Annotated in this window: 9 protein-coding genes; 1 reads left to right on the top strand and 8 read right to left on the bottom strand. The window is 38.8% G+C overall.

Annotation, left to right across the window (positions count from 1 at the left end; translation table 11 throughout):
* Window positions 1-130: 130 nt before the first annotated feature.
* A complete protein-coding gene (gene sstT / locus ACWIT3_RS07635) occupies window positions 131-1,372 on the bottom strand; it encodes a serine/threonine transporter SstT (RefSeq protein ID WP_457162145.1) in 1,242 nt (413 codons plus the stop codon).
* Window positions 1,373-1,740: 368 nt separating this feature from the next.
* On the opposite strand from sstT, the gene ACWIT3_RS07630 reads away from it, so the two are divergent.
* A complete protein-coding gene (locus ACWIT3_RS07630) occupies window positions 1,741-2,190 on the top strand; it encodes a S24 family peptidase (protein WP_457162219.1) in 450 nt (149 codons plus the stop codon).
* A gap of 168 nt (window positions 2,191-2,358) precedes the next feature.
* Here the strand turns inward: ACWIT3_RS07630 and lpdA are convergent, their stop codons facing one another.
* From lpdA to rsgA, 7 genes are all read right to left on the bottom strand, one after another.
* Complete coding sequence (gene lpdA / locus ACWIT3_RS07625; RefSeq protein WP_457162144.1) at window positions 2,359-3,780, bottom strand: dihydrolipoyl dehydrogenase; 1,422 nt, start codon at window positions 3,778-3,780, stop codon at window positions 2,359-2,361.
* Between the two features lie 118 nt (window positions 3,781-3,898).
* Window positions 3,899-5,818 (bottom strand): pyruvate dehydrogenase complex dihydrolipoyllysine-residue acetyltransferase, encoded by a 1,920-nt coding sequence (gene aceF, locus ACWIT3_RS07620; RefSeq protein WP_457162143.1) that lies wholly within the window; start codon window positions 5,816-5,818, stop codon window positions 3,899-3,901.
* Between the two features lie 69 nt (window positions 5,819-5,887).
* Window positions 5,888-8,551, bottom strand: a complete 2,664-nt coding sequence (gene aceE / locus ACWIT3_RS07615) for a pyruvate dehydrogenase (acetyl-transferring), homodimeric type (RefSeq protein ID WP_457162142.1) — start codon at window positions 8,549-8,551, stop codon at window positions 5,888-5,890.
* Between the two features lie 520 nt (window positions 8,552-9,071).
* Window positions 9,072-9,572 carry a PTS glucose transporter subunit IIA gene (crr, locus tag ACWIT3_RS07610; protein ID WP_457162141.1) on the bottom strand — a complete coding sequence of 167 codons (501 nt, stop codon included), beginning with the start codon at window positions 9,570-9,572 and terminating at the stop codon, window positions 9,072-9,074.
* Window positions 9,573-9,630: 58 nt separating this feature from the next.
* Window positions 9,631-11,358 carry a phosphoenolpyruvate-protein phosphotransferase PtsI gene (ptsI, locus tag ACWIT3_RS07605; RefSeq protein ID WP_457162140.1) on the bottom strand — a complete coding sequence of 576 codons (1,728 nt, stop codon included), beginning with the start codon at window positions 11,356-11,358 and terminating at the stop codon, window positions 9,631-9,633.
* 92 nt (window positions 11,359-11,450) lie between these two features.
* A complete protein-coding gene (gene ptsH / locus ACWIT3_RS07600; protein WP_046339968.1) occupies window positions 11,451-11,708 on the bottom strand; it encodes a phosphocarrier protein Hpr in 258 nt (85 codons plus the stop codon).
* 227 nt (window positions 11,709-11,935) lie between these two features.
* The gene (gene rsgA / locus ACWIT3_RS07595) at window positions 11,936-12,988 is read right to left on the bottom strand and encodes a small ribosomal subunit biogenesis GTPase RsgA (RefSeq protein WP_457162139.1); all 1,053 of its coding nucleotides are present in this window, start codon (window positions 12,986-12,988) and stop codon (window positions 11,936-11,938) included.
* Window positions 12,989-13,001 lie beyond the last annotated feature (13 nt).

Here is a 13,001-nt window from a genome sequence, read left to right as displayed (position 1 = left end):
CTGATTCATTTTAAGGGTGAAGAATCTAGGATGTCATTACCTTGTTGTTCTCGATATCTCATCACCGAGCTCATTTATCGGTATAAAAAAAGCGGATATTTTATCCGCTTTTAACTGTAAACAATAATGATTAAGCCTGTTTATTTTCTTCTGCGATACAAGCTGCTGCAGTAAAGAGTACATCAGTGGATGAGTTTAAAGCCGTTTCAGTTGAATCTTGTAAGATGCCAATAATAAAGCCAACGCCAATCATCTGCGCCGCCACATCATCAGAGATACCAAATAAACTACAAGCTAATGGAATTAATAATAATGATCCACCCGCAACACCTGATGCACCACAAGCACAAACACTTGCGACAACGCTTAGCAATAGGGCACTAAAAAATGACACTTCAATATTTAAAGTATGTACTGCAGCTAAAGTTAAAATAGTCACAGTAATCGCCGCGCCAGCCATATTGATCGTTGCACCCAATGGAATAGAAACAGAATAAGTCTCTTCATCTAAATTTAAACGTTTTGCAAGATTGATATTTACGGGAATATTTGCTGCAGAACTACGTGTAAAGAACGCAGTAACACCGCTTTCACGTACACACGTCCAAACTAATGGATACGGGTTGCGGCGAATTTTCCAATAAACCAAAATTGGATTGATCACAAAAGCCACAAATACCATTGAGCCGATTAACACGGTTAATAAGTGTACATAACCGCCTAATGCAGCTAGACCTTTATCAGCCAAGGTTTCACTCACTAAACCAAATACCCCAATCGGTGCAAACGCAATAATCACATAAACAATTTTTGACACAGCTTCAGCGAGATCCGCCACCATGACTTTCGTACTTTCAGAAGCGTGGCGTAAAGCCAAACCTAAACCAATAGACCAAGCTAATACCCCAATGAAATTTGCCTTAAATAACGCATTTAATGGGTTATCCACCACATTAAAAACTAACGTTAATAAGACTTGCCCAACGCCTTGTGGAGCAGAAGTCATGTCTTCTTTTGTGGCTAAAGCCACTTCACTTGGGAATAAGAAACCTGCAATCACGGCAGTCAAAGCGGCTAAAAATGTCCCTAAAAGATATAATACAACGATAGACTTCATATTGCTTTTTGTGCCGATTTTCTTATTCGCAATGGCTGCCATTACTAACACAAAAATTAAAATTGGCGCAACTGCGCGTAATGAGCGTACAAAAATCGTACCTAATACCCCAACTTTTTCGGCTAAGTTAAAGCCGAGTGTACTTTGTAACGATGGTGTAATCAATGCAACGATAAGTCCCAAAACAAGACCAATAAAAATACGCTTAACCAAGTTCCCTTGAAAAAATAAGCTAAATAAACGAGATGTGTTCATAATTAAATCACGTAATATTGTGCAAATGCACGTGTTGTAAATACTTAGATCAAAGACTTGATCCCCCTAACAGCGCTAAAGATAGCCTACTTTTTACTTAAATAAAATATTAAATTTGCTATTTTTACGAAATTAACCCTTACCTATTAAAAATAAGCCTTTCATCGTTAGAAAATATATTATTTCACACCTGCTTTTTTAAATAAAAAACATTCAAAAAAAGCATTCAAAACCAACAAAAAGAACAATTAACAAACAAATTTTGTGTGATTTTATTTCAAAACAGTACAAATGGCACTTGACAAACTGTATATAACCACAGTATAGTTAAACTGTATAAATAACCAGTTAAGTAAATGAGGTCTATGATGAATTACGCTAATAATACTGTTGCGCAAAATGACAATGTGTTGTCTTATCGTCCTATGCCACTTTATGATGATATTCAGCATTCCCGCTTTAATTTTAGTAAAAAGCTTGATCTGAATTTATATTGTGTGAAACGACCTCAACAAACCTGTTTCATTCGCGTGACTAACCCAAATCTATTAGCTTGGGGAATTGAAGTCGATGATATGCTGGTAGTGGAAAAAAATGAGAGTCTCTCAATTGGTGATTTGATCGTCATAGCACAACAAGAACAATTTCATATTTATGAATTTATTGCATATCAAGATAATCAATTTATTTTTCTCTCACTTGACTCAAAGCAAGCTACTATAAAAACAGACAATTGGTTATCCCTCTCAATTATTGGAACTGTAACCAATACCATTCACCAAATCAAACCTAAAAGCAAAATGCGTTTTGCTGCTTAATATCAAATACATGTGCGGTTAAAACATGAATAAAATGAACCGCACTTTTCGCTCTTTCCAGTGAATGTATTCAATTCTGGACGAACATCAGGTACATCACTTGTCTTTTTTGACACAAAAAAATACCGCACAATAACGTGCGGTATTCAATTTAATTATCAAAATGACTTATTTTTTCTTCGCTTTTGCGTTTGGTAAGTCCGTAATTGAACCTTCAAATACTTCTGCTGCTAAACCAACTGATTCGTGTAATGTAGGGTGAGCGTGGATAGTTAATGCTAAATCTTCTGCATCACAACCCATTTCGATCGCAAGACCGATTTCACCTAACAATTCACCACCGTTAGTACCAACGATTGCGCCACCAATGACACGGTGAGTATCTTTATCGAAGATTAACTTCGTCATACCATCTGCACAGTCAGAGGCAATGGCACGACCTGAAGCAGCCCAAGGGAATTTAGCCACTTCGTAGTTAATACCTTCCGCTTTACATTCTTTCTCAGTTTTACCCACCCAAGCCACTTCTGGTTCAGTATAAGCAATTGAAGGGATCACTTTTGGATCGAAGTAATGTTTCATTCCAGCAATCACTTCTGCTGCAACGTGACCTTCGTGAACCCCTTTGTGTGCTAACATTGGTTGACCAACGATATCGCCGATCGCGAAGATATGTGGCACGTTTGTACGCATTTGTTTGTCTGTACGGATGAAACCACGATCGTCAACTTCAACACCCGCTACACCAGCATCGATTAATTTACCGTTTGGTACACGACCAATCGCAACAAGTACGGCATCATAACGGCGAGTTTCAGTTCCCGCTTTACCTTCCATTGAAACATGAATACCATCTTCTTTTGCTTCAACTGCAGTGACTTTAGTTTCTAGTAATAAATTGAATTTTTTAGATACACGTTTGGTGTAGATTTGAACCATATCTTTATCCGCAGCTGGAATAACTTGGTCAAACATTTCTACTACATCAATTTTAGAACCTAATGCGTGGTAAACAGTCCCCATTTCAAGACCGATAATGCCACCACCCATAATTAATAGGTTCTCAGGCACTTCTTTTAATTTAAGTGCATCGGTTGAATCCCAAATACGTGGATCTTCATGTGGAATGAATGGTAACTGAATTGGACGTGAACCTGCCGCAATAATAGCATTATCAAATTTGATTGTGGTTTCACCTTCTTCACCTGCAACGATAATCGTGTTAGGACCAGAGAATTTACCATAACCATTTACTACTTGAACTTTACGCTGTTTTGCCATACCCGCTAAGCCACCCGTCAATTGACCGATCACTTTTTCTTTCCAACCACGGATTTTATTGACATCAGTACTTGGTTCACCAAAAACAATACCGTGCTCAGCAAGGGCTTTTGCTTCTTCAATCACTTTTGCTACGTGCAATAACGCTTTAGATGGAATACAACCTACGTTTAAACACACACCACCTAACGTTGAATAACGTTCAACAATCACGGTTTCTAAACCTAAGTCTGCACAACGGAATGCTGCTGAATAACCTGCTGGACCCGCACCTAATACTACAACCTGAGTTTTAATTTCTTTATTCATTTTAACCTCGTTAAACAATGTGATGTACGTTGAAATTTTGCGATTTTTAACCGCACTTTCCATCACACTTGGCTGATAAATACTATCCGTCCAGTTTATACCTGAACGGATAAGGGGATTACATGATTAAACGACGAAGATCTGATAACACGCCATTGATATAGCTAATGAAACGTGCACCGTCTGCACCGTCAATTACACGGTGGTCGAAAGATAACGATAATGGCAACATTAAACGTGGAGTGAATTCTTTACCATTCCAAACTGGAGCCATTTCAGACTTAGATACCCCTAAGATAGCCACTTCTGGCGCATTTACAATTGGCGCGAAGTGAGTTGTACCTAGGCCACCTAAACTTGAAATAGTGAAACAGCCACCTTGCATATCTGAAGCAGTTAATTTACCATCGCGCGCTTTTTTCGATACTTCCATTAATTCACGAGAAAGTTCGATAATGCCTTTTTTGTTTACATCTTTAAATACAGGCACAACTAAGCCGTTTGGTGTATCAACAGCCACACCGATGTTCACATATTTTTTCAAGGTTAAACGTTGACCGTCTTCAGAGATCGAACTGTTGAAACGTGGATACGCTTCTAATGCTTTCGCAGCCGCTTTCATAATGAATACTACTGGAGTGATTTTCACGCCAAGTTTTTGTTTCTCTGCAAGTACGTTTTGTTCTTTACGGAATTGTTCTAAATCCGTGATATCAGCGCGATCGAAGTGAGTTACGTGTGGAATCATGACCCAGTTACGATGTAAGTTCGCACCTGAAATCTTGTTGATACGTGTTAATTCAACTTCTTCAACTTCACCAAATTTGCTGAAATCTACTTTCGGCCAAGGTAATAAGCCTAAACCAGCACCATTTGCGACACCGTTTGATGCAGGTGCTGCAGATACTGAACCAGATTCAACAGCCTTGATTGCTGCTTTCACATAGGCTTGAACGTCTTCTTTTAAGATACGACCTTTACGACCAGTACCTTTAACTTTATCTAAGTTAACACCGAATTCACGTGCTAAGCGACGAACAACTGGTGTTGCATAAGCAAATACTGTGCTACCCGTCACTTCCGCATCACCCGCTGGCGCTGTTGCTGCAACTGGTGCTGGCGCAGAAGCTTGTGAAGCTTGTGAAGCTGGCGCTGCTTGTGCCGGAGATGGAGCGGCTGCCGCTGTAGGTGCTGCACCAGCAACTTCAAAGCGCATAATTAATGAACCCGTTGATACTTTATCACCTGACTTCACTAAAATTTCTTTCACCACGCCACCGAATGGAGCTGGGACTTCCATTGACGCTTTATCGCCTTCAACAGTAATTAATGATTGTTCCTCAGTGATCGTATCACCTACTTTTACCATAATTTCGGTTACGTTTACTTCATCGCCACCGATATCTGGAACATTAACATCTTTAACCGCACTTTGTGCAGGTGCTGCTGGAGCTGCCGCTGCTTGTGCCGGAGCTGATGCTGCAGGTGCTGCACCAGTTTCAAATTTCATAATTAATGAACCTGTTGAAACTTTATCACCGACTTTGATTAAAATTTCTTTTACGACACCTGCGATGGGTGCTGGAACTTCCATTGACGCTTTATCACCTTCTACATTGATGATCGATTGTTCAACTTCAACTTTGTCACCGACTTTCACCATAATTTCAGTGACGTTAACTTCATCGCCACCAATATCAGGTACGTGAACTTCAACCACTGCGCTTGCTGCTGGCGCCGCAGCTGGTGCTGGAGCGGCTTCTGCTTTTGGTGCTTCTGCTTTTGGTGCTTCTGCAGGTTTTGCATCGCCCGCTTCTAATACAAACATTGGTGAGCCAGTAGAAACTTTATCACCCACTTTAACTAAAACTTCTTTGATCACGCCCGCTTCTGGAGAAGGGACTTCCATTGAAGCTTTATCACCTTCTACATTGATTACGCTTTGATCTACTGCAACTGTATCACCAGCTTTTACCATTACTTCTGTAACGGTAACTTCATCACCACCAATATCTGGCACTTGAATTTGTTTTGACATTTATTTCATCCTCCAGTCATTCCTAAAAACGCTCCCTAAATTTAGGGAGCGAGGAATGTTAATCGTAAATTAGGCGTAAAGTGGGTTCACTTTATCTGCATCAATACCGTATTTAGCAATTGCTTCTGCAACCACTTTCTTCTCGATAGTACCTTGTTTCGCTAACTCAGATAATGCCGCGATTGCAACATAACGAGCATCTACTTCAAAGTGTTCACGTAAGTTCTCACGGCTATCTGAACGACCGAAACCGTCAGTACCTAATACACGATAGCTTGCAGCTGGTACATACGCGCGAACTTGTTCTGCGAAGAGTTTCATATAGTCAGTTGCAGCAACTGCTGGTGCATCATTCATTACTTGAGCAATGTAAGGTACACGCGCTTCTGCTTCTGGGTGTAATAAGTTCCAACGATCTGCATCAGCACCTTCACGAGCCACTTCAGTGAATGATGGTACGCTGTACACATCTGAAGTGACGCCGAAGTCATTTGCTAATAATTGAGCAGCTTCACGAACATGACGTAAAATCGCACCAGAACCTAATAACTGAACTTTACCTTTACCTTGGCCTGTTACGGTTTCAAATTTATAGATACCCTTACGGATACCTTCTTCAGCACCTTTTGGCATTGCTGGTTGATCGTAAGTTTCGTTCAAGGTTGTGATGTAGTAGTAAACGTTCTCTTGTGTTGGACCGTACATACGACGTACACCGTCTTGCATAATGACTGCAACTTCGAATGCAAATGCTGGGTCATAAGAAACACAGTTTGGAATCGTTAATGATTGAATATGGCTGTGACCATCTTCGTGTTGTAAACCTTCACCGTTCAATGTTGTACGACCTGATGTACCACCGATCATAAAGCCGCGTGCTTGTTGGTCACCCGCAGCCCACATTAAGTCACCAATACGTTGGAAACCAAACATTGAGTAGTACACATAGAATGGGATCATTGGGAAGTCATTTGTTGAGTATGAAGTCGCCGCGGCTAACCAAGACGCAGTTGCACCTTGCTCATTGATACCTTCTTGTAAGACTTGACCATCAATTGCTTCACGATAGTAAGAAACTTGTTCACGGTCTTGTGGGATATAGTTTTGACCATATGGATTGTAAATACCGATTTGACGGAATAAACCTTCCATACCGAATGTACGTGCTTCATCCGCAAGAATTGGAACGATACGTTTACCTACAGATTTGTTTTTCAATAATACGTTTAATGAACGAACGAATGCCATTGTTGTTGAAATTGGACGAGATTGAGCTTCAAATAATTGCGCAAACTCTTCTAATTCTGGCACGTCTAATTGTTCAGTAAAGCGTGGTAAACGGCTTGGTAAGTAACCTTGTAATGCTTGACGACGTTCATGAAGATATTTGTACTCTTCAGAACCTTCTGCAAACTTGATATATGGTAAGTTTTCAATATCTGCATCAGAGACATCCACGTTGAAACGATCACGAACGTGTCTAACACCTGACATATCCATTTTCTTAACTTGGTGAGCAATGTTTTTACCTTCTGCGGCATCCCCCATACCATAACCTTTGATTGTTTTAACAAGTAAAACAACTGGTTTACCTTTAACTTGTTTTGCTTTGTTAAATGCAGCAAAGACTTTCAATGGATCGTGACCACCACGGTTTAATGCCCAGATTTCATCATCTGTCATTTCAGCCACGAGTGCTTCAGTTTCAGGGTAACGACCGAAGAAGTGTTTACGAACGTAAGCACCATCTTTTGATTTCATTGTTTGGTAGTCACCATCAACAACTTCCATCATTAATTGTAATAATTTACCTGAAGTATCACGTTGTAATAGACGATCCCAACGACGACCCCAGATAACTTTAATCACTTCCCAACCAGCACCGTTGAATAAACCTTCTAATTCTTGAATGATTTTACCGTTACCCGTTACAGGACCATCTAAACGTTGTAAGTTACAGTTGATGACGAATACTAAGTTGTCTAATTTCTCACGAGCAGCAACTGAAATTGCACCACGTGATTCCACTTCGTCCATCTCACCATCACCTAAGAACGCATACACTGTTTGATCAGTCGTATCTTTTAAGCCACGGTTGTGTAAGTATTTTAAGAAACGTGCTTGATAGATTGCGTTCAGAGGTCCAAGACCCATTGATACCGTTGGGAATTGCCAAAATTCAGGCATTAATTTCGGGTGAGGATAAGAAGAAAGCCCTTTACCGTGAACTTCTTGACGGAAATTATCCATTTGTTCTTCAGTTAAACGACCTTCTAAGAATGCACGAGCATAAATTCCTGGTGAAATATGACCTTGGAAGAACACTAAGTCGCCGCCATTTTTCTCTGAACGAGCTTTAAAGAAGTGGTTGAAACATACCTCATAAATAGTTGCGGAAGATTGGAAAGAAGACATATGACCACCTAATTCCAAATCTTTTTTCGAAGCACGTAATACCATCATGATTGCATTCCAGCGAATTGCGCCACGGATACGTCTTTCTAAGTCAAGGTTGCCTGGATAATTAGGTTCTTCAGAAGCGGGAATTGTGTTGATATAGTCAGTGGTGATACCAGTAGGTAAAGAAACGTTATTTGCGCGAGCATGTTGCATTAATTGTTCAATAATGAACTGTGCTCTTTCCACACCCTCTTCACGAATGACCGCATCAATAGCTAACAACCAATCATTAGTTTCGACTGGATCTACGTCATTCTTTAACATATCTGACATAGTCTTTTCCTTATTTTGTTAAGTTAAAAGTAAGCTTAATCTTGTCATAGATTAAACGATGAATTAATAACTAGAATAGTAAAATTAAATACAATTTGTGTAGCCGCCACTGAGAAAAAGCCACTTCACAAATTTTTAACAAATTTTGTAAATATTATTAGATTTTTTTAGAGAAAGATAGTGATTTCTCTCACAAAATACAAAAAAGAACACTTTTGAGGTACCAGTTATCTCTCAAAGCAAGCCCTTTAAATACATAAGAATCTAAAACAAATTTAATGATAAACAGCAAATAAAAGGAAATAAAAATTATTCTCATATTTTACTGTATCTTGTTTCCAGATGTGAAGAGTAAATCATAGAAAGAATAAACTGGGAAAACTTAAAAAAGAATCTTTAACAATCATAAAGATAATGAAAAGAATTCATGAAAATGGCGAAGTAGATATGATAAAAAACAAAGACAGATAATAAAAAAGTCTGCTTCAATGAAACAGACTTTCTATTTAATTTTTATCACTTATTTTTTCAAGACTAACACAACAGATTCGCCAGCAATGACTTCACCTGCTTTTTTATCAATGCTACTAATTTCATCCATATTTGAAATCACAACAGGTGTAAGCACTGATTTTGCTTTTGCTTCAAGGACCTCTAAATCAAACTCAATCACCGTATCACCGCGCTTCACAGTTTGACCTTCTTGTGCTATACGTCTAAAACCTTCACCTTTTAATTCAACTGTATCGATACCAAAGTGAACAAACAATTCTACGCCATCTTTTGATTCCATTGAAAAGGCATGATTCGTTTCAAAAATTTTACCAATGACGCCATCGACAGGAGCAACCATTTTATTGCCAGTAGGGCGCACTGCGACACCGTCACCAACAATTTTCTCAGAAAATACAACATCTGGTACATCTTCAATGTTTACAATCTCACCAGAAAGTGGAGCAAAAATTTCCACTTCAACAGCTTTCTTGTCTTTTGAACCAAATAATTTGTCGAATAAACCCATTTTAGTCTCCTACTAAGTAAATGTGTTCATATTTTAGCGTAAAATTTTCAGCTTGTATCTAATTTAATGCTTTTTCAGCTAAAAAATCTTCTACTAATTGTTCAATTTCGGCTGCTGTTGGTAGCTGTAATGCCTGAGCTGCTAAAGCTTTAGCGTCTTCATAATCGACATTACGAATCAGCTTTTTAATGCGAGGTACAGAAATGGCACTCATACTAAACTCATCTAATCCCATGCCTAATAATAAGACTGTGGCTTTTTCATCTCCTGCGAGCTCGCCACACATACCAGTCCATTTACCCTCTGCATGCGAAGCATCAATCACTTGTTTAATCAAATTCAACACAGAAGGAGACATTGGGTTGTAAAGATGTGAAATCAGTTCATTTCCTCGATCTACTGCTAAAGTATATTGTGTTAAATCATTTGTACCGATACTAAAGAAATCCACTTCTTTGGCTAAAAATTTTGCATTAACTGCAGCGGAAGGCGTTTCAACCATTACACCGATTTGGATATCTTCATCAAACGCTTTCCCTTCATCACGTAAAGCTTGTTTTAACGTTGCAATGACAGCTTTGAGCTCTCGAATTTCCTCTACTGAAATAATCATCGGGAACATAACTGCCAATTTACCAAATGCTGAAGCACGTAATGCAGCTCTTAATTGCGCAGTTAAAATTTCACGGCGATCCAACGCAATACGAATCGCACGCCAACCTAAAAATGGATTCATTTCTTTTGGCAAATTCAAATAAGGAAGCTCTTTATCTCCCCCAATATCCATTGTCCGTAAGATAACCAAACGACCGTGCATTGCTTCAACTACATCTTTATAAGCCACAAATTGCTCTTCTTCGCTCGGTAATTGGTCGCGATCCATAAATAAAAACTCGGTACGGTATAACCCTACTCCCTCTGCACCATTACGATCTGCACCTTCAACATCACGAATCGTGCCAATATTCGCAACAACATCAACACGGTGTCCATCTAATGTTAAGGCGGGTAAATCTTTTAACTTCGCTAATTCTGTTTTTTCTTCTGCTAATTTTTGTTCTAAGGTTCTTAAACGATCAATGTCTTCTTGTGATGGATTAACGTAAACAGCATTATTCACTGCATCAAGAATCAAATAATCACCTGTACGAACACGTTCAGTGACATTATTTGTACCAACAATTGCTGGAAGTTCCAATGAACGTGCCATAATCGAAGTATGAGACGTTCTTCCTCCAATATCGGTGATAAAACCTAATACTTTGTCCAGATTCAACTGCGCAGTTTCAGAAGGGGTCAAATCATACGCTACGAGAATCGCTTCTTCATGAATATCGCCTAAATCGACGATTTTCATGCCTAAGATATTTTTAATTAGACGGTTACCAATATCACGGATATCCCCAGCTCGTTCCCTTAAATATTCATCATCAATTTCAGACAACATACTCACTTGTTGATCGATGATCTTACTTGCAGCAACGCCCGCGTTTACTTTATTCGTACGCAAATAATCTAGGATTTCTTCTTCTAATTCTTCATCTTCCAAGATCATTAAATGCCCTTCAAAAATAGCGGCCTTTTCCTCTCCAAGCGATTTAAGCGCACGTTCACGAATAGCATTCAATTGTTCAATTGCCGCTTTGCGTCCCTGATAAAAACGTGCAGTTTCCATTTCAATTTGAGCTTCCGTGATTTTTTGCAGATCAAGTACAATTTTTTCTTCTTTAAGCACTAATGCTTTACCAAAAACAATACCTGGTGAAGCGGGAATACCTGAAATCATATATAACCTTCCAAAATATATTAAATTTTGATGATACAAGAAAAATAATAGCCATAATGCTGTCTTATCTTAAACATTATGGCTAACAAAAATTATTCTAATGTTGGAATGAGTGCCACTAAGTGATCTACGGCTTTTTGTTCATCTTCCCCTTCAGCTGAAATCGTAATAACCGTCCCCTGTGTTAGTGCTAAAGTTTGTAGTTTAAATAAACTTTTTGCACTTGCACTTTTACCCGCGGATGTGACGGTAATATCAGAAGCAAATGCTTTGGCTTCTTTAACAAACTGTGCAGCTGGGCGAGTATGTAATCCATTTGGTGCAATAATTTCAACTTCTTTTGAGTACATGATCTTTTCCTCTAAATAAAACAATTAAAATAAAATAAGCAACACGGTTATCGGCTCACTTATTTTTTTGCATATTACATTTATTTTTGGATAAAAAATAAATATGTAGGTAGTATCAATCTTAGAAGTGAAATAATCAAGGTAAATCAAATAAAAACTTGAGCAAGATCACAAAAAAACACTCAAAAAGAGTGTTTTTTATTCCTTTCTTAACATTCAATTAACGACTAATTATCTGTGGCAAAATGACGCTGTGACTTTGTTTCATTGAGACTTGCAATCAAACGATGATAATTCTCAAAGCGCACCGAATGGATCTTACCAGCATTGACCGCCTCACGTAATGCACAGCCAGGATCGGATAAATGCTTACAATCTCGAAATTTACATGTTCCTAAAAAATATTGAAATTCGCGATAACCTTTCGTAATCTGATCTTGTTCCAAATGCCAGAGACCAAACTCACGTATTCCTGGCGAATCTATCAGATTTCCCCCTTGTGTTAAGTGGTATAAACGAGAAGATGTTGTCGTATGCTGACCAAGTCCAGAATTTTCACTGATGTCGCCGACTTGAGCATTCACATCGGGTAAAAGATGATTAATCAAACTTGATTTTCCGACACCAGACTGACCAACAAAAATGGCTGTTCCTTCGGATAAAAGTGCGGTCAACTTTTCCATGTTTTCACCTGATTGTGCCGACAACATAATCGTTTGATAGCCAATTTGTTGATAAATCGTTAATTGCTCTTCTACAACAGCCCGCTCTGCATCCGTGAGCAAATCCACTTTATTCACCACAATCACAGCGGGAATATTTGCGGTTTCACAGATTACTAAATAGCGATCAATGATATTTAAAGATAAGGTCGGCAACACTGCAGAAACGATAATAATACGATCAATATTTGCGGCAATAACTTTTAATCCATCATAATAATCAGGACGAGCAATTTCATTTTGTCGTGGTTTAATGGCTTCAATCACACCACTGACACCTTGTAACTGTTCATTGCCTTTACGCCAAATCACATTGTCCCCCACCACGACATTAGATAACGTACGACGTAAATTACAACGAAAAATTTCCCCGTTCATGTCTTCTACATCCGCATGAATAGAATAGCGTGTGACGATCACTCCATCTTGTGATTCCCCCAACATCTCATCTTGCCATTCAATCTCTTTTGTGTTTTTACGCTGATGACGATGTAATGCCTTAGCATTATTGGATTGGATACGACGCTTTTGATTTTGCGTAAGTTTACGTTTAGTCAATGGCTTGTCCTTA

This window comes from Pasteurella sp. P03HT (assembly GCF_054052285.1).
The sequence above is the reverse complement of the archived record's forward strand: the minus strand, read 5'-3'. Positions and strand labels throughout refer to the sequence as shown.

What these genes read in the sequence shown, in the direction of transcription:
- sstT (WP_457162145.1), bottom strand. Translation starts at nt 1,372, where the DNA reads ATGAACACATCTCGTTTATTTAGCTTATTTTTTCAAGGGAACTTGGTT.
- ACWIT3_RS07630 (WP_457162219.1), top strand. Translation starts at nt 1,741, where the DNA reads ATGAATTACGCTAATAATACTGTTGCGCAAAATGACAATGTGTTGTCT.
- lpdA (WP_457162144.1), bottom strand. Translation starts at nt 3,780, where the DNA reads ATGAATAAAGAAATTAAAACTCAGGTTGTAGTATTAGGTGCGGGTCCA.
- aceF (WP_457162143.1), bottom strand. Translation starts at nt 5,818, where the DNA reads ATGTCAAAACAAATTCAAGTGCCAGATATTGGTGGTGATGAAGTTACC.
- aceE (WP_457162142.1), bottom strand. Translation starts at nt 8,551, where the DNA reads ATGTCAGATATGTTAAAGAATGACGTAGATCCAGTCGAAACTAATGAT.
- crr (WP_457162141.1), bottom strand. Translation starts at nt 9,572, where the DNA reads ATGGGTTTATTCGACAAATTATTTGGTTCAAAAGACAAGAAAGCTGTT.
- ptsI (WP_457162140.1), bottom strand. Translation starts at nt 11,358, where the DNA reads ATGATTTCAGGTATTCCCGCTTCACCAGGTATTGTTTTTGGTAAAGCA.
- ptsH (WP_046339968.1), bottom strand. Translation starts at nt 11,708, where the DNA reads ATGTACTCAAAAGAAGTTGAAATTATTGCACCAAATGGATTACATACT.